Annotated in this window: 15 protein-coding genes; 8 read left to right on the plus strand and 7 right to left on the minus strand. The window is 75.0% G+C overall.

Annotated elements, in window-relative coordinates; genetic code table 11:
- Window positions 1–48: 48 nt before the first annotated feature.
- From QOL16_RS16695 to QOL16_RS16705, 3 genes are all read left to right on the plus strand, one after another.
- Window positions 49–783: a 4'-phosphopantetheinyl transferase gene (locus tag QOL16_RS16695; protein ID WP_175473148.1), complete on the plus strand. Its 735-nt coding sequence runs from the start codon at window positions 49–51 to the stop codon at window positions 781–783.
- A gap of 62 nt (window positions 784–845) precedes the next feature.
- Complete coding sequence (car, locus tag QOL16_RS16700) at window positions 846–4,361, plus strand: carboxylic acid reductase (RefSeq protein ID WP_071285488.1); 3,516 nt, start codon at window positions 846–848, stop codon at window positions 4,359–4,361.
- A 214-nt stretch (window positions 4,362–4,575) separates the two neighbouring features.
- The gene (locus QOL16_RS16705) at window positions 4,576–5,502 is read left to right on the plus strand and encodes an aldo/keto reductase family oxidoreductase (RefSeq protein ID WP_139266513.1); all 927 of its coding nucleotides are present in this window, start codon (window positions 4,576–4,578) and stop codon (window positions 5,500–5,502) included.
- A gap of 60 nt (window positions 5,503–5,562) precedes the next feature.
- Here the strand turns inward: QOL16_RS16705 and QOL16_RS16710 are convergent, their stop codons facing one another.
- From QOL16_RS16710 to QOL16_RS16725, 4 genes are all read right to left on the minus strand, one after another.
- Window positions 5,563–5,763 (minus strand): hypothetical protein, encoded by a 201-nt coding sequence (locus tag QOL16_RS16710; protein ID WP_139197331.1) that lies wholly within the window; start codon window positions 5,761–5,763, stop codon window positions 5,563–5,565.
- A gap of 60 nt (window positions 5,764–5,823) precedes the next feature.
- Window positions 5,824–7,560, minus strand: a complete 1,737-nt coding sequence (locus QOL16_RS16715) for a serine/threonine-protein kinase (protein WP_083395178.1) — start codon at window positions 7,558–7,560, stop codon at window positions 5,824–5,826.
- 33 nt (window positions 7,561–7,593) lie between these two features.
- Window positions 7,594–8,457, minus strand: a complete 864-nt coding sequence (locus QOL16_RS16720; RefSeq protein ID WP_071285580.1) for a phosphatase PAP2 family protein — start codon at window positions 8,455–8,457, stop codon at window positions 7,594–7,596.
- A 104-nt stretch (window positions 8,458–8,561) separates the two neighbouring features.
- Window positions 8,562–10,247 (minus strand): bifunctional 3'-5' exonuclease/DNA polymerase, encoded by a 1,686-nt coding sequence (locus tag QOL16_RS16725; protein WP_071285492.1) that lies wholly within the window; start codon window positions 10,245–10,247, stop codon window positions 8,562–8,564.
- Window positions 10,248–10,338: 91 nt separating this feature from the next.
- On the opposite strand from QOL16_RS16725, the gene QOL16_RS16730 reads away from it, so the two are divergent.
- From QOL16_RS16730 to QOL16_RS16740, 3 genes are read left to right on the plus strand one after another with little or no spacing between them, the layout of a single operon-like run.
- Window positions 10,339–11,406 (plus strand): ABC transporter substrate-binding protein, encoded by a 1,068-nt coding sequence (locus QOL16_RS16730; RefSeq protein WP_254780329.1) that lies wholly within the window; start codon window positions 10,339–10,341, stop codon window positions 11,404–11,406.
- Between the two features lie 41 nt (window positions 11,407–11,447).
- The gene (locus QOL16_RS16735; protein WP_071246211.1) at window positions 11,448–12,467 is read left to right on the plus strand and encodes an iron ABC transporter permease; all 1,020 of its coding nucleotides are present in this window, start codon (window positions 11,448–11,450) and stop codon (window positions 12,465–12,467) included.
- Window positions 12,464–13,228 carry an ABC transporter ATP-binding protein gene (locus QOL16_RS16740; RefSeq protein ID WP_065962570.1) on the plus strand — a complete coding sequence of 255 codons (765 nt, stop codon included), beginning with the start codon at window positions 12,464–12,466 and terminating at the stop codon, window positions 13,226–13,228. The genes QOL16_RS16735 and QOL16_RS16740 overlap by 4 nt, the downstream gene beginning before the upstream one ends.
- Before the next feature lie 34 nt (window positions 13,229–13,262).
- Here the strand turns inward: QOL16_RS16740 and QOL16_RS16745 are convergent, their stop codons facing one another.
- Window positions 13,263–13,511: a hypothetical protein gene (locus QOL16_RS16745; RefSeq protein WP_071245974.1), complete on the minus strand. Its 249-nt coding sequence runs from the start codon at window positions 13,509–13,511 to the stop codon at window positions 13,263–13,265.
- A 101-nt stretch (window positions 13,512–13,612) separates the two neighbouring features.
- On the opposite strand from QOL16_RS16745, the gene QOL16_RS16750 reads away from it, so the two are divergent.
- Window positions 13,613–13,834, plus strand: coding sequence for a hypothetical protein (locus QOL16_RS16750; RefSeq protein WP_071245972.1), 222 nt, complete (start codon window positions 13,613–13,615; stop codon window positions 13,832–13,834).
- 15 nt (window positions 13,835–13,849) lie between these two features.
- Here the strand turns inward: QOL16_RS16750 and QOL16_RS16755 are convergent, their stop codons facing one another.
- Entirely contained in the window at window positions 13,850–15,301 is a 1,452-nt protein-coding gene (locus tag QOL16_RS16755; protein WP_071245970.1) for an L-serine ammonia-lyase, read from the minus strand.
- Window positions 15,302–15,428: 127 nt separating this feature from the next.
- Here QOL16_RS16755 and QOL16_RS16760 point away from each other — a divergent pair, with 127 nt between their 5' ends.
- Window positions 15,429–16,247: a shikimate 5-dehydrogenase gene (locus QOL16_RS16760; protein WP_065962563.1), complete on the plus strand. Its 819-nt coding sequence runs from the start codon at window positions 15,429–15,431 to the stop codon at window positions 16,245–16,247.
- A 114-nt stretch (window positions 16,248–16,361) separates the two neighbouring features.
- On the opposite strand, the gene QOL16_RS16765 is transcribed toward QOL16_RS16760, so the two are convergent.
- Window positions 16,362–16,805, minus strand: coding sequence for an SRPBCC family protein (locus tag QOL16_RS16765; RefSeq protein ID WP_071285494.1), 444 nt, complete (start codon window positions 16,803–16,805; stop codon window positions 16,362–16,364).

Here is a 16,805-nt window from a genome sequence, read left to right on the forward strand (position 1 = left end):
ACGTGCCCCGTCCGGGGGACTCCGAGGGAACCGGCGTCTGATTGCAATGTGCAACTTCGACGACGTGACCCCTGGGCGGCGCTCCTGCCCGCCTCGGTGGTCGTCGTCGCCACGACCCACGACCTCGACGGTCCGCTGACCGACGACGAGCGCACGGCGGTCGCCACGGCACTGCCGGCCCGTCGCGCGGAGTTCACGACCGGTCGTGTGCTCGCCCGCCGTGCCTGCGCTGCCACGGGGATCGACGCGCCGTCCATCCCCGTCGCACGGAGCGGCGCACCCGTGTGGCCCGACGGTGTCGTCGGCGCGATCACGCACTGCGCCGGACTCCGCGCGTGCGCCGTCGGTCGGTCCGTCGAACACGCCGGGATCGGCATCGACGCGACCCCCGCCCGACCGCTGCCCGCGGGGGTGCTCGAGCGCATCGCGGACCTCGACAGCACGCCCGTCCGGGCCGGTCTCGACGCCCTCCGCCGATCCGGTGGTGAGAGTCCGGACAGCGTGCTGTTCGCCGCGTCCGAGGCGGTCGCGAAGGCACGGACGACGGCCCACGGCGGCTGGTTCGGGATCGACGGTGCACACGTGGTGCTGCGTCCGGACGGCACCTTCGTGGCGACCGCCCGACGGGGCCCGGCGTTCACGGCCACGGGCGGGTGGGCGGTGGACCGGGGAACGGTGCTGGCGGGGACGGTACTGGCCCGGGACGTGCCGGGCGGGGACGTGCCGGACGGGGGCGTGCCGGGCTGGGACGCACCGGACGGGGGCGGGGGCGGCGCTCGCTGAGCGCCGGGACGGGTGCGCAGGGGCGCGCTCGACGGAACGACGAAGGGACGAAGGGACGAACGATGGAGCAGGCAGTGCAGGCACACGACGTGCAGGGACGGGACGAGCAGGGGCTCGTGGACACCTCGGTCGAGGCGGTGTTCGCACAGCACGCCGACCGACCCGCCCTGCGGCACCGGGACGGCGCGACCGTCACGGACACGAGCTACCGGGAGCTGTGGGAGCGGGCGGGCGCGGTGGCGGCGGCCCTCGGTGAGACCGTCACGCCCGGGGACCGGATCGCGGTGCTCGGTGCCCCGACCGCCGACCTCCTGACGCTCGACCTGGCCGCGTGGATCCTCGGCGCGGTGAGCGTGCCGCTGCAGGCGAGCGCACCCGTCGGGGCGCTCCGCGCGATCGTCGACGAGACCGAGCCCGTGTGGCTCGGCGTCACGGCGGAGCACGCGGCGACGGCCCGGGCGGTGACCGAGGAGACGGACGCCGACGTGCGGACGGTGCTGCTCGACGGCACCGGCACCGAGGACGGTGACGGCAGCGGACACAGCGCCGGCAGCGCGGACGGGGGCGGCAGCGACGCCACTGCCGCCCCCGCGACCCTGGAGGCGCTCGTGCGCCGCGGTGCCGGGCGCCCCCGTCCGACCCCGTGGCAGCCCGCGCCGGGCGAGGACCCGCTCGCGCTCCTGCTCTACACGTCGGGCAGCACCGGCACACCGAAGGGCGCGATGTACACCCGCGCCATGGTCGAGCGGCTGTGGCACGCGCTGCGCCCCGACCCCGCGGCCCCAGACGCGACGACCGCCCCGGCCGAGGCCGCCCCGGCCGCCGATGTCGTCGGCTACGCCTACCTGCCGATGAGCCACCTGACCGGCCGCGCCGCCGTGCTCGCGACCCTCGGCCGGGGCGGGACGGTGGCCCTCGCGACCTCGACCGACCTGTCGACCCTGTTCGACGACCTGCGCGTGTACACCCCGACCGAGCTGGTCCTCGTGCCGCGCGTGGCCGAGATGATCCGGCAGGAGGGCGAGCGCGAGGAGCAGCGACGGACGGCCGCGGCCGGCGCCGACTCCGACCCCGCGGCAGTCCGCGCCGCCGTGCAGGCCGACCTGCGGGTCCGTGCCCTCGGCGGTCGGGTGCGTCAGGCGATCTGCGCGAGCGCCCCGCTCACCCCCGAGCTGCGCGCGTACATCGAGGGCTGCCTCGGCACGACCCTGCACGACCTGTACGGCTCGACCGAGGCCGGCAGCATCCTCCGCGACGGCGTCGTCCAGCAGCCGCCCGTCACCGAGCACAAGCTCGTCGACGTCCCCGAGCTCGGCTACCGGGTCACCGACCGGCCGCACCCCCGCGGCGAGCTGCTCGTGAAGAGCACGGCCGTGATCCCCGGCTACTTCCGCCGCCCGGACGTCACCGCCGCGGTGTTCGACGAGGACGGCTTCTACCGGACCGGCGACGTCATGGCACAGACCGGCCCGGACACCTACGAGTACCTCGACCGCCGGAACAACGTCATCAAGCTGTCGCAGGGCGAGTTCGTCGCCGTCGCCGCGCTCGAGGCGGTGTACGGCGGCACGCCCGAGGTCCGCCAGGTCGCCCTGCACGGCGACAGCCGGCACGCGTTCCTGCTCGCCGTGGTCGTCCCCGAGGACCCGGCTGCGACCGAGCGCGACGTCCTCGCCGCCCTGCAGCGCACCGCGCGCGAGAACGGTCTCGCCCCGTACGAGGTCCCCCGCGGCGTGATCGTCGAGCCGGACCCCTTCACGGTCGAGAACGGCATGCTCTCCGACGCCCGGAAGCTCCTCCGCCCGCGCTTCACCGAGCGGTACGGCGAGCGCTTCGCCGCCGTGTACGACGCCGTCGCCGAGCAGCAGAGCGGCACCCTCGTCGCCGCGCTCCGGGAACACGTGGCGGACGAGCCGACGGTCGACACCGTGGTCCGGGCCGCCCGCGAGTTCCTCGGCGCCGAGGTGTCCACCGAGACCGCCGCGGCCGCACGCTTCTCGGACCTCGGCGGGGACTCGCTGTCCGCGCTGACGTTCTCGGGGATCCTCGAGGACGTGTTCGAGGCCGAGGTCCCCGTCGGCGTCATCACCGACCCGACGAACGACCTCGCCGCCGTGGCCGCGTACGTCGAGCGCACCGCCGCCGAGGACCGACCGACCGTGACGCGCGTGCACGGTGCCGACCCGACCGTGCTGCGCGCGGAGGACCTGCGCCTCGACCGCCTGCTCGGCACGGTGCCCGAACCGGTCACCCGGGCCACGAACGAAGGACAGGGCCGCACCAGCACCAGCACCGACCCAGACACCAGCGCGGGCACCGGCGCCGGCACCACGCCCCGCACGGTCCTGCTCACCGGCGCGAACGGCTACCTCGGCCGCTTCACCGCGATCGACTGGCTGGAGCGGCTCGCCCCCGTCGGCGGCACGCTGGTCTGCCTGGTCCGCGGTGCCGACGACGCCGACGCCCGCCGCCGACTCGAGGCCGCGTTCACCGCCGACCCCGCGTTCGCCGCGCGCTTCGCGGAGCTCGGCGGTGCGCTCGAGGTCGTCGCCGGCGACGTCAGCGAGCACCTGCTCGGACTCGACGAGGGCCGGTGGCACGACCTCGCGGCGCGGGTGGACCTCGTCGCGCACGTCGCCGCGCTCGTGAACCACGTGCTGCCCTACACGGCGCTGTTCGGCCCGAACGTCCTCGGCACCGCCGAGGTCCTGCGCCTCGCGATCGCCGCCGGGAGCGTGCCCGTGACGTTCGTGTCGAGCGTCGCGGTCGCCGGCGGTGCCCGCCCGAGCGCCACCGAGGACGTCGCACCCGACGTCCCCGCGGCGCTGCTCGAACGCGCCGACGTCCGGACGACGATCCCGACGTGGACGATCGCCGACGAGTACGCGAACGGCTACGGCGCGAGCAAGTGGGCGAGCGAGGTGCTGCTCCACGACGCGCACGAGCGGTACGGCGTGCCGGTCGCGGTGTTCCGCTCGGACATGGTCCTGGCGCACCCGCGGTGGCGCGGCCAGGTGAACCTGCCCGACGTCTTCACCCGGCTGGTCTGGAGCGTGCTGGCGACCGGGCTCGCCCCGGCGTCGTTCGTGCAGCCCGCCCCGGACGGCGGTCGGCAGCGCTCGCACTACGACGGGCTGCCGGCGGACTTCACGGCCGCCGCGATCGACGCGATCGGCGCCGCGGTCACCGAGGGGTACCGGACGTTCAACGTCGTGAACCCGCACGACGACGGCGTCTCGCTCGACACCTTCGTCGACTGGCTCGTCGAGGACGGGCACCCGGTCGAGCGGGTCGCCGACCACGCCGAGTGGGTCACGCGGTTCCGGGACGCCCTCACGGCACTGCCGGAGGAGGACCGTGCACGCTCGGTCCTGCCGCTCCTGCACGCGTTCGCCGCACCGGAGGCGCCGCACGCCGGCTCGTCGATCCCCGCCGACGACTTCGCCGCCGCCGTCCGCGACGTCCGGCCGCTCGGCTCGCCGGAGATCCCGCCGCTCGACCACGCGCTCATCAGCAAGGTCGCGGACGACCTGACGTACCTGGGCCTGCTCGCCCCGGCGCACGTCGGGGCGCGCTGACGGACCGCTGACGCGTCGGACGGGAGGCGCGGTGCCCGGCCGCCACGCGCCTCCCGTCCGCCCCTGGCCACCCGTCGGACGGGAGGCGCGGTGCCCGAACGCCACGCGCCTCCTGTCCGCCCCCTGGTCGCGCCGGTGCGCCCGGTGTCCCCGCGACGTCGGTGGCACCGACAGGGCCTGCCTGGCCCGGTGCGCCCCTGGCAGGATCGGGCGCGTGAAGACACTGGAGTTGCCACAGACCGACCTCACCGCGTCCGACGTCGTCGTCGGGCTCATGCGGATCACCGACATGAGCGACGAGGAGATCCGGTCGCTCTACGCCGCCTCCCGGGACGCCGGCGTCACGATGTTCGACCACGCCGCGATCTACGGCGGCTGGCACGGCTGCGAGGCCCGCTTCGGCGAGGCCGTCACGCTGTCGTCCTCCGAGCGCGGGGCGATCCAGCTGCAGACCAAGGTCGGCATCCGGCAGGGGTACTTCGACTTCTCGTACGAGCACATCGTCGAGTCGGTGCACGACTCGCTCGAGGCCCTGCGCACGGACTACGTCGACGTCCTGCTCCTGCACCGCCCCGACGCCCTGGTCGAGCCGGAAGAGGTCGCCCGCGCGTTCGACGAGCTGCACGCCGCCGGCAAGGTGCACCACTTCGGCGTCTCGAACCACACCCCCGGCCAGGTCGAGCTGCTGAAGCGGTCCGTCCGGCAGCCGCTCGCGTTCAACCAGGTGCAGCTGAGCATCACGCACGCGAACGTCATCGCGCAGGGCGTCGCCGCGAACATGGGCGGGCTCGACCAGTCCGTCGACCGGGACAACGACGTCCTCAACCACGCGCGGATGAACGGGATCACGCTGCAGGCCTGGTCGCCGTTCCAGAAGGGCTTCTTCGACGGGGTGTTCCTGGGCGACCGGGAGCACTACGCCGAGCTGAACGACGTGCTCGACGAGGTCGCCGCCGCCCACGGGGTGACCCCGACCGGCATCGCGGTGGCGTGGATCACCCGGCACCCTGCGCACTTCCAGGTGGTGCTCGGCACGACGAACCCGCAGCGCGTCCGGGACGCCGCGGCCGGGTCGGACGTCGTGCTGTCACGCGAGGAGTGGTACCGGATCTTCACGGCGGCGGGGCACACCGTCCCCTGAGCCGCCGAGCTCCCCGAGGCGCTCGGTGGGGCGCCGGTCGGGGTGGCCGGCGTCGCCCGCTCAGTCCTCGGTGGGCGCGCTCGGCACGTCGACGTCCACCGGGGACACCCGGGTCGGGTCCGCCGTGGCGCCGCCGACGACGTCGAACGAGATCCCGAGCGCGGCCGCGGTGTCCGCGTCGAGCTCGAGGCCGTCCTCCGTCACCTCGTCCTCCGGGATCGCGCGGCCACCGGACGGGTCGAAGGAGTTCGCGAACGACATGCGGACGAGCATGCCCGTGGTCGCTTGGTGGACGCCGGGAGGTCGCCGTCGCGGAGCGTCTCAGCCGATGGCGGGCGCGGTCGAGGGCACCGCGGCGCTGTCCGTCCCGGTGACGGTTCCGGAGTCGGTGCCCGTCCGTGCGCGCTTGTCGCTCGTGGTGTCCACGGCACCCGCGCCCTTGTCCTTGCCCTTGCCGCCGGTCGCCCCGGGTCCGCCGCTGCCGGGTCCGGTCCCGGTGCCGCCCTGCGGTGCCTGCACGGGGTTCGACGCCGGACCGCCGGGCTGCGGGCCCACGGTCGGGTCGTCGGCGGGCTGGCTCGGCTCCTGCTGCGCGGGCTCGCTCGGTTCCTGCTGCGCCGGCTCGCTGGGCTGCTCCTCGGGCTCGCTCGGCTGCTGCTCGGCGGGCTCGCTCGGCTCGTCGTCGGTGCCGCTCGTGGGCTCCGAGGACGGGCTGGCGGGCTGGCTCGACTCCGTCGGGGCCGGGGTGCTGCCGTCACGACCCGACGCGAACAGGGCGATCCCGATGCCCGCGAGCACGAGGAGCCCGACCACGACGGCCGCGATCACGAGACCACGTCGGCGGCCCGAGCCGTCCGCGTCCCGACCCGCGCCGCCCGCACCCGAGCCGCGTCCCCCGGCAGCACCGCCCGCGGCACCGGCACCGGCACCGGCACCCGCACCCGCGCCCGCACCGCCCCGAGCTCCCTGCGTCCCGAGGATCGTCGTGGCGACGTCGTCCTGCCCGCCCGAGCCCGCACCGGCCGGACGACCGGCACCGCTCTGCCCGAGCACCGCCGTGCGGTCGTACGCGCGCGTCGCGGTGTCCGGCGCACCGGGCGTCGCCATCGCCTGGGTCGCCGCGTCGCCGTGGGCGGGGTCTGCGCCGAATCCGAGTGCGGCACCGGCAGCACCGGCAGCGGCACCGGCGGCTCCGGCGGCGGCGCGCGTCATGGTCCCGGGTCCGCCGGGCAGCAGCTGCGTCGCCGGAGCGGCGTCGTCGCGGCCGAGGGCACGGAGCCGCTGGGCCGCCTCGGCCGCGGTGGGCCGCTCGGCGGGGTCCTGCGCCGTCATCACGTGCAGCAGCGTGCGCCACGCCGTCGGCAGGTGCTGGTCGATCTCCGGCCCGCGGGTCAGCCGTGCGGTCGCCGACTCCACCGCACTACCGGGGAAGGGCCGCTCCCCGGTCAGGCACTGGAGCAGCACGAGGCCGAGGGCGTACACGTCGGCCTTGCCGGTGACCTCGCGGCCCGTGACCTGCTCGGGCGAGATGTAGGCGGCCGTGCCGATCACGGTGCCGGTGCCGGTGACCCGGGCGGCGTCGCGGAGCAGGGCGATGCCGAAGTCGGCGAGCTTGACGTGCTCCCCGTCGCTCTCGAGCAGCACGTTCGCAGGCTTCACGTCGCGGTGGACGATGCCCTGCGCGTGCACCGCCGCCAGGCCGTCGGCCACCTGGGACCCGACGCGGGCGGTCGTCCCCGGGTCGAGCGGCCCCTCGCGCAGGCGGGTGTCGAGGTCGCTGCCGGGGACGAGCTCCATCACCAGGTACGAGTCGCCGTCGACGTCGTCGAGCGCGGCGTCGTACAGGGTCACGAGCGCCGGGCTGCGGAGCGCGGCGAGGGTGTGCATCTCGGCCTCGGCACGGGCACGCTCGCCGTGGTCCACCGCGCCGATGCGGAACACCTTGACGGCGACCTCGCGTCCGAGCTGCTCGTCGACGGCCCGGTACACCGATGCCATGCCCCCGTGTCCGAGGGTTCCCGTGACGCGGTACCTGCCGCCGAAGAGCCGATCTGCCATGCCTCGGAACCTACCGTGGCCGCCTGACCACGCTCAGCGGCGGACCGGGTCCGCGCCGCGGTGCAGGGCGGTCAGGTAGAGCCGGTGGGCGGTCACCACGAGGGCCAGCCAGGCGAGGCCGAGTGCCCACGCCGCCAGGACGTCGGTGGTCCAGTGGTGCCCGAGGAACACCCGCGAGACGCCGACGGACAGCACGAACAGGGTGCCGACGACGATCGTCCACACCCGGGTCACGGTGCGGGACTGGCGCAGGATGAGCAGGTAGACGATCGTGCCGACCACCACGGTGGCGTTGAGCGTGTGCCCGGACGGGAACGACGGCGAGTGCTCGTACGGCGGCACGGCGTCGGACAGCGGGGGACGTGCCCGCCCGATGAGGTCCTTGCCGGCGATCGTCATGAGGAGCGATCCTCCGCTCGCGGCGACGAGCAGCACGAACGGCGTCCAGGCGCGGCGCTGCACGGTGAACCCGACGAGGAAGCCGACGGCGACGATCGGCATCCCGATCGTCCCCGCGATGTCGGTCCACCACGTGACCGCGCGGTCGGCGAACGGGGAGCGCAGCGTGAGCATCCAGTCGAGCACCGGTCGGTCGAGCACGGCGACGTCGTCGGATGCGCGGACGGCGTCGTAGACCTCGGAGGCGGCCCACGTCGCGGTCACGGCGACGCCGATCCCGACGAGCAGCGTCAGCACGAGCACCGGGAGCGCGCCGTAGCGGCGTCCGGCAGCGGCCCAGGCCTCGGCGGTGGCGTGCCCGGCGCGGGACCGCCAGGACGTCAGGTCGACCGTGCCGACGTGCCGGTCGACGTCCACCGAGGCCCGCTCCGCCTGCTCGGCCTGCCGGGCGACCGCGCGGACGGGCCGGTCCGGCTCCTCGTGCTCCGCTCGCTGCATCGCCCCACCCTGCACGCACGCACCTGCGAGCGCTCGGGCACGACGCACCCGCGAGCGCACGGGCACGACCCGCCGTCCGCAACCGCGATCGCTCGGACCGGCCGTCAGTCCTTGGCCGAGCCGTAGTCCCGCACGGTCGACACCGACAGCGGGAACACGATCGGGAAGTCCCGGAACAGCAGCCGCCCGGCCTCCTCCGCCGCGGCCCGGACCTGCTCGGCCACCCACGCGGCGTGCTCGACCGGCGTGTGCACCACGATCTCGTCGTGCACGAAGAACACCAGGTGCGGCCCGGCCGTCACCGGCCCGGGGAACCGCGCGGCGAGCCGTGCCCGCAGCGACCCCATCCACGCGAGCGCCCACTCCGCCGCCGTGCCCTGCACCACGAAGTTGCGGGTGAACCGGCCCCAGCTCCGCGACCGCGACTCGACGGCCCGCTGCTGCGCCGTGGTGCCCTCGACCGACCACGCCCGGTTGCGCGCGGCGAACCAGGCCTCGTCGGGGACGGGCGACGTCCGGCCGAGCAGCGTCGTCACGGGCTCGCCGCGCTCCCCCGCCCGGGCCGCGCGGTCGACCAGGCCGAGCGCCGCCGGGAACGCCCGGGCCAGACGGGGCACGAGCCGTCCCGCGTCGCCCTGCGTCGCGCCGTACATCGCGCCGAGCATCGCCCCCTTGGCCTGCTGCCGCGTCTCGACGGCCCCCGAGGCGACGACGCCGTCGTACAGGTCGTGCCCGTCCCCCGCGGTCGCCATCGCCCGGTCGCCGGCCATCGCGGCGAGGACGCGCGGTTCGAGCTGGGCGGCGTCGGCGACGACGAACGCCCAGCCGTCGTCGGCGACCACGGCGGGCCGGACGGTCCGCGGCAGCTGCATCGCTCCGCCACCGTCCGCCGCCCAGCGCCCGGTGACGACCCCGCCGACGACGTACCGCGGGTGGAACCGGCCGTCCTGCACCCACTCGTCGAGCCACGCCCACCCGTTGGCGGTCAGCAGCCGGGACAGCCGCTTGTACTCGAGCAGCGGGGCGATCACCGGGTGGTCGAGCTCCTGCAGCTCCCACTTGCGCGTACTCGTCACCGCGAGCCCGGCCGCCCGCAGCGCCCGGAGGACGTCGGTGGGCGAGTCCGGGTTGAGCGCGGGGTCGCCCAGGGCCTCCCGCAGCTCGACCGCGAGCTCCTCGAGCCGACGCGGCCGCACCCCGGGCGGCACCCGCGGTCCGAGCGCGTCCTCGAGCAGCCGCTCGTGCACGTCCCGCCGCCACGGCAGGCCGGCGTGCAGCACCTCGGCGGCGACGAGGGCGCCCGCGGACTCCGCCGTCGTGAGCAGCCGGAGCGCTCCGGGCGTCGTCGACGCGGCCACCGCGTCGAGCTGCGCACGCAGCTCGGCGACCGGATCGGCGTCGTCGTCGGGGGGCGCGACGGTGAAGAGCGCGTCGTCGAACAGCCGGGCCTGCGTCGGGCGGGTGACCCGCGCCTCCAGACCGGGTCCGTCCCAGGTGTCCTCGGGGGCCGCGGCGAGCGCCGTGCCCCGCGTCGCGAGCGCGTGCCGCAGGATGCGGCGGGTCAGCCGCAGGTCGGTGCAGCGGCCGACGCGGCCGCCGGCCGCGAGGACGGCCGGGTACCAGCGCGCGGTGTCGTCCCAGACCCAGCGCACGTCCGGTCCGTCGTGGGCCGCCACGAAGGCCGGGAGGCGCGGCTCGTCCAGGCGGGTCGGCGCACCGGCCGACTCCCCCGCGTCGGTCAGGGGCGTCGCGGTGACGCCGCCGTCGACGCGGTGGAGGACGAGGTGCACCCGACGATCATGCCGTGCGCCACCGTCCCCGGCGTGCGGGGGCCGATCGGTGACGTGTCGTCGAGCGCGAGGTTAGGTTAGCCTCTCCTTCGTGCTCCACGTGCTCCGGTCCCACGCTGCCCGCCCACCACTCGTCGCCGGCGTCGTCGCCCTCGCGCTCCTCGCGCTCACCGGCTGCGGTGCCTCCGAGGCGGTCCCGCAGGCGACCGGCACCGCGACGGCCGGCGAGGGCACCACGTCCTACCCGCTCACGATCGAGGACTGTGGTCGGCGGGTCACCGTCGAGTCCGCCCCGCAGCGCATCGTGTCGCTCGACCAGAACTCCACCGAGATCCTGCTGTCCCTCGGCCTCGCGGACCGGATGGTGGGCACCGCCTCGTGGACCGACCCGGTCCTGCCGAGCCTGGCCGCCGCGAACGAGCGGGTCCCCCGGCTGTCCGACAACGCCCCCACCTACGAGGTGCTGCTCGACGCACGGCCCGACTTCGTGACCGCGTCGTTCGGCCGCCACTACGGGCAGGGCGGTGTCGCGAGCCGTGAGCGCCTCGCCGAGACCGGCATCGGCTCGTACCTGTCCCCGACCGACTGCGAGGGCGACGTCAGCATCAACGGCGGCGGCAAGCGCACGCAGGCCCTCACCACCGCGCAGCTCTACCGCGAGATCCACGACCTCGCCGAGGTGTTCGACGTGCAGCGCCGCGGCGACGCCCTGGTGGCCGAGCTGCGCGCCCGCGCCGAGGCCGCCACCGCGCGCACCGACCTCGACGGCCAACGGGCGTTCTTCTGGTTCGCCGACACGAAGACGCCCTACGTCGCGGGCGGTCTCGGGTCGGGGCAGCTCCTGGCCGACGAGACCGGACTCGACAACGTGTTCCGGTCGTCGCGCGACGACTGGCCCGCGGTCGGGTGGGAGCAGGTGGTCGCCGCCGACCCGCAGGTGATCGTGCTCGGCGACCTCCAGCGCGACCGGTTCCCCGGCGACCGGCTCGACGACAAGATCGCCTTCCTCGAGCACGACCCGCTGACGAAGGACCTCGACGCGGTCCGGAACCACCGGTTCGTCGCGCTGCACGGCGCCGAGCTCAACCCGTCCATCCGGTTCGTCGACGGCCTCGAGGAGATCGCGCGCTGGTCCGCCGAGCACGGGGACGACCGGTGAGCACGGCGCTCCGACGCGGTGTCGGGTGGCGGCCGTCGCCCCTGGCCCGCTCGCTGGTCGTGACGGGCGCGGTGCTGGTCGGCGTCGTCGCGGTCGCGCTGTCCGTCGGCGCCGCGGCGACGCTCGGGCCGGCCGACGTGTCGCTCGTCAACGTGCGCGACGTGCTGCTCAACCACCTCGGGTCCGCGCAGATCCCGGTCACCGTGACCGACGACGCGATCGTCTGGCAGGAGCGACTGCCCCGGGCACTCGTCGCGGCCGCCAGCGGAGCCGGGCTCGGTCTGTGCGGTGTCGTCCTGCAGGCACTGCTCCGGAACCCGCTCGCGGACCCGTTCGTCCTCGGCGTCTCGTCCGGGGCGTCGACCGGTGCGGTGCTGATCGGCGTCCTCGGGGTCGGTGGCGGGGCGCTCGGGCTGTCGTCGGGTGCCTTCGTCGGGGCGCTGCTCGCGTTCGGACTCGTCCTGCTGCTCGCGCGGTACACCTCGAACGGCTCGCAGGGCATCGTCCTCGCCGGGGTCGCCGGGACGCACCTGTTCTCGGCGGTGACCTCGTTCGTGGTGTTCGCCTTCGCGGACGCCGACGCCACCCGGGGCGTGATGTTCTGGCTGCTCGGCTCGCTCGAGGGCATGCGGTGGCCGCAGGTCTGGCTCGCGGTCGGCACGGTCACGGTGGGCGCCGTCGTCACCCTCGTCGCGGCGCGCAGCCTCGACGCGTTCGCGTTCGGCGACGACGTCGCGGCCTCGCTCGGCGTGCACGTGCAGCGCACCCGCGTGCTGCTGCTCGTCGCGACCGCCCTGCTCACCGCGGTCCTGGTCAGCATCGCCGGGGCGATCGGCTTCGTCGGGCTCGTCCTGCCGCACGCCGCCCGCCTGCTCGTCGGGGAACGGCACCGACGCGTGGTCCCCGTCACGATCCTGCTCGGCGCGCTCTTCATGACCTGGGTCGACACCGTGTCCCGCGTGGCGTTCCAGCCGACCGCGCTGCCGGTCGGGGTCGGCACCGCGCTCGTGGGCGTCCCGGCCTTCGTCGCCCTGCTCGTGCACCGGCGGTCGCGCTCGTGACCGTCACCGCGCGCGAGGTCGTCTGGAGCCGCGGCGGCCGCATCGTCGTCGACGGCGTCTCCCTGCACCCCGAGCCGGGCACGACGGTCGGGCTGCTCGGCCCGAACGGCTCCGGCAAGTCCTCGCTCATCCGCCTGCTCCAGGGGGCCGCTCGACCCGACGCCGGGCAGGTCGAGCTCGACGGTGCACCGGTCACCGGTCGCTCCCGCCGCGACGTCGCCCGGCGCATCGCCACCGTCACGCAGCACGCCGAGACCGACGCCGCGCTCACGGTCCGCGACGTCGTCGAGCTCGGGCGCATCCCGCACCGGACGGTCCTCGGCGGGGACCGCGCACGGGACGCCACCGCGGTGGACGCCGCCCTCCGTCAGGTCGGGTTGGCCGACCGCGCCGACGCGTCGTGGCACCGGCTGTCCGGCGGGGAACGCCAGCGCGCCCAGATCGCCCGGGCGCTCGCGCAGGAGCCGACCGAGCTGCTCATGGACGAGCCGACGAACCACCTGGACGTCCGGCACCAACTCGACCTGCTGCGGTTGGTCGCCGACCTGCCGGTGACGACCGTGGTGGCCCTGCACGACCTCAACCTCGCCGCCGCGCACTGCGACGCGGTCGTGGTGCTCGCGGCCGGTCGCGCGGTCGCTGCCGGCACCCCTGAGGACGTGCTCACCGAGGAGCTCGTCGCCGAGGTCTACGGCGTGCGCGCGATCCGGGTGCGGCGGCCCGACACCGGTCGACTGGCGCTCCTGTTCGACACGCTCTGACCGACGGGCGCCGGCGGGCACCGACTGGCTGGGGTCAGTGCCGGTGCGTCGTGTCCTGCTGCTCGTCGGTCCGCGGGTCGCTCGCGGTCGCGTCGCCCGGGCGGACCGCCGCGGTGTCGGCGACGTCGATCCGCACGGTGCCGCCCTGCCCCTCGGAGACCTCGACGCGGGGGTCGGCGTCGTGCGCGTCCGAGCCGGACATGCGCCGCAGGGTGTCCTGCCGTCGCTCGTCGAAGGTCATGTCGACACCGTCGTCGAGGTGGTCGCGGTCGGGCTCGCTCATGGGCCGGACGCTACCCGCGGGCGTCCGGGAGCGTCCGCGGCGACGGGTGAGCGGGCCTCGCCGATTCGGTGCGCGAAGTGGACATCCCGCATGATGGGCGGATGGAAACCGAACTCACACGTCCCGCACGCTGGCGTCCGGTCACCACCGACGACGTCCCGATGCACGCCGTGGTGCGGTTCCACGACCGCGGGCTGCTCGTCGAGGGCACGGCCGTCGACGTCCTCGACGGCAACGGCCGACCGCTCCTGGTGGTCCGGGCCGAGGACGGTCAGCACCACGTCGCGCCGGAGTCCTGCTCGCTGGAGATGCAGGAGGGCTGACCCGCCGTCCGCTCGTCAGCAGAGCGGGACGTTCACCGCCAGACCGCCCATCGCGGTCTCCTTGTACTTCGTCGACATGTCGGCGCCGGTCTGCCGCATCGTCTCGACGACCTGGTCGAGCGACACGTGGTGGACGCCGTCGCCGCGCAGGGCCATCCGCGCCGCGTTGATCGCCTTGTTCGCCGCGATCGCGTTCCGCTCGATGCACGGGATCTGCACGAGGCCGCCGATCGGGTCGCAGGTCAGCCCGAGGTTGTGCTCCATCGCGATCTCGGCGGCGTTCTCGACCTGCTCGGGGGTGCCACCGAGGACCTCGGCGAGCCCGGCCGCGGCCATCGACGCCGCGGAGCCGACCTCGCCCTGGCAGCCGACCTCGGCCCCGGAGATCGAGGCGCGCTCCTTGTAGATCGACCCGACGGCACCGGCGGTGAGCAGGAACCGCACCACGGCGTCGTCCCGCTCGTCCGGGGCGACCTCGGACGCGTAGGTCAGGGCGTAGGACAGCACCGCGGGGATGATCCCGGCGGCACCGTTCGTCGGCGCGGTGACGACCCGGCCGCCCGAGGCGTTCTCCTCGTTCACGGCCATCGCCGTCAGGTTCACCCACTCCATCGCGAACAGCGGGTCGTGGTGCGGGTCGTCCCGGAGCAGCTGCTCGTACCAGTTCGCCGCCCGGCGCCGGACCTCGAGCCCGCCGGGCAGGGTGCCGGTGCGCCGGATGCTGCGCTCGACGCTCTCGCGCATCACGTCGTGCACGTGCAGCAGGCCGGCGCGGACCTCGTCGGCGGTGCGCGTGACGGTCTCGTTCGCCAGGGCCACCCCGCTCACCGGCAGGCCGGACGCGGCACACGCGGCGAGCAGCTCGGCGCCGCTCGAGAACGGGTACGGGACGGCGTCGTCCACCGGGATCGCGGCCTCCGCGACGGCAGCCGAGGACGCCGGTGCCGCGGACGCCGGCACCGCTGCTGCGGCGGACGCGCGGTCGTGCGCGGCGTCGGTGGCCGCGGCGTCGCCGTCGCTCGTCACGAACCCGCCGCCGATCGAGTAGTACGTCTCCTCGTCCAGCACGGTCCCGGCGGCGTCGCGCGCGACGAGGCGCATCGCGTTCGGGTGCCGCGGCAGCATGGTCAGCGGGTGGAGGACGATGTCGGCCTGCCGCAACGGCACGACCGTGCCACCGGCCAGCCGGAGCTGCCCCGTCCGCTCGGTCTCGGCGAGCGCCGCGGCCATCTCGTCCGGGTCGACCGTCTCCGGGTCGGACCCCGTCAGCCCCGCGAGGACCGCACCGAGCGTGCCGTGCCCGTGCCCCGTCGACGCGAGGGACCCGTACAGGTGCACGTCCACCGCGGCCACCGGCGCTCCGGCGACCCGTGCGGCGAACGACGCACCGGCACGCATCGGCCCGACGGTGTGGGAGCTCGACGGGCCGATCCCGACGCTGAACAGGTCGAACACGGAGACGGGCATCCCGTCACACTAACCCGTCCGGACGGGACGCCGGTCAGCGGTCGACGTGCACGCTCGACGACGCGGATGGTGGACCGCTCCATCGGCACGGGAGCGGGGGACGCCCGGACGTGCGAGACTCTCCGGCATGCCCATCCTGAACAAGGACATGCAGGTCAGCATCTCGCTCGCCGCACGCCCGAGCAACATCGGCACCCGCTTCCACAACTTCCTGTACGACGAGCTCGGCATCAACGCCGTCTACAAGGCGTTCACGACGACCGACCTCCCCGGCGCGGTCGCCGGCGTGCGGGCCCTCGGCATCCGCGGCTGCTCGGTGTCGATGCCCTTCAAGGAGGCGATCATCCCCCTCGTCGACGTCGTGGAGGACTCCGCCGCGGCGATCCGGTCGGTCAACACGGTCGTGAACGACGACGGCGTGCTCACCGCGTCGAACACCGACTACGAGGCCGTCGCCGCCCTGCTCGCCTCGCACGGCGTGGACACGGCCTCCCGGGTCCTGCTGCGCGGCTCCGGCGGCATGGCGAAGGCCGTCACGGCGGCGTTCCGCGGCGCTGGTTTCGGCCACCTGACCGTCGTCGCGCGGAACGACCGGACCGGGCCGGCCCTGGCCGAGCAGTACGGCTACGGGTGGGTCGCCACCGAGGACGCCGCCGGCGACGCGGACGTCCTCGTCAACGTCACGCCGCTCGGCATGGACGGCGACCAGGCCGACACCCTCGCGTTCGCCCAGGACCGCGTCGACGCCGCGCACACGGTGTTCGACGTCGTCGCGTTCCCCTCCGAGACCCCGCTCGTGCGCGCCGGACGGGCCGCCGGCACGCACGTGGTCACGGGGGCGGAGGTCATCGCCCTCCAGGCCGCCCGGCAGTTCGAGCGGTACACGGGCGTGGCCCTGACCGACGACCAGGTCGCGCGCGCGAGCGCGTTCAGCCGGGAGCAGTAGACGCCGGTCCGCGACGGACGGGAGGCGCGTGGCGGCGCCGCCACGGGCCTCCCGTCCGCCGTGTCGGCGACCCGGCGCCGGTGGCGACGCGGCCGCCGGCGCGGACGACCGCGGTCAGCGGCTCTGCGCGCGACCCGCCGCGACCCAGCCGAGCCGGCGGACGCTCTCGTGGTTCCGGATCCAGATGCCCGGCTGCGCGATGAACCCGGGGACGAGCCTGCCGGGACCCGCGACGGGGTCCTCGCGCATCGTCACCCGGCAACCGCGGGGGTGCTCGGCGACCTCGATCTCGACGCGGGCCTCCCCCACCGGCCAGCCGCGCGCCTGGATGACCATCCGACGGGGCTCGTCGTACTCGAGCACCGTGGTGGTGTCGTCGATCACGAACGGCCAGACGCCGAACGAGTGGTGGATCTTCGTGCCGACCGCCGGCCAACCGCGTTCCTCACCGCGCATCCGCGACGCACCGACCACCCACGTGGGGTAGAGCCAGCCGTCGCGGAGCACGTCGAACACGTCCTCCGGGGTGCAGCGCAGGTTGCGGACGTTCTTCGCCAT

Origin of the sequence: Curtobacterium sp. MCBA15_004, from assembly GCF_001865055.2 — a bacterium.
In the GTDB taxonomy this organism is placed as follows: Bacteria; Actinomycetota; Actinomycetes; order Actinomycetales; family Microbacteriaceae; genus Curtobacterium.

Coding starts and splice junctions, on each gene's coding strand:
- car (WP_071285488.1), top strand. CDS start 846: ATGGAGCAGGCAGTGCAGGCACACGACGTGCAGGGACGGGACGAGCAG.
- QOL16_RS16710 (WP_139197331.1), bottom strand. CDS start 5,763: ATGTCGTTCGCGAACTCCTTCGACCCGTCCGGTGGCCGCGCGATCCCG.
- QOL16_RS16715 (WP_083395178.1), bottom strand. CDS start 7,560: ATGGCAGATCGGCTCTTCGGCGGCAGGTACCGCGTCACGGGAACCCTC.
- QOL16_RS16720 (WP_071285580.1), bottom strand. CDS start 8,457: ATGCAGCGAGCGGAGCACGAGGAGCCGGACCGGCCCGTCCGCGCGGTC.
- QOL16_RS16745 (WP_071245974.1), bottom strand. CDS start 13,511: ATGAGCGAGCCCGACCGCGACCACCTCGACGACGGTGTCGACATGACC.
- QOL16_RS16750 (WP_071245972.1), top strand. CDS start 13,613: ATGGAAACCGAACTCACACGTCCCGCACGCTGGCGTCCGGTCACCACC.
- QOL16_RS16755 (WP_071245970.1), bottom strand. CDS start 15,301: ATGCCCGTCTCCGTGTTCGACCTGTTCAGCGTCGGGATCGGCCCGTCG.
- QOL16_RS16760 (WP_065962563.1), top strand. CDS start 15,429: ATGCCCATCCTGAACAAGGACATGCAGGTCAGCATCTCGCTCGCCGCA.
- QOL16_RS16765 (WP_071285494.1), bottom strand. CDS start 16,805: ATGGCGAAGAACGTCCGCAACCTGCGCTGCACCCCGGAGGACGTGTTC.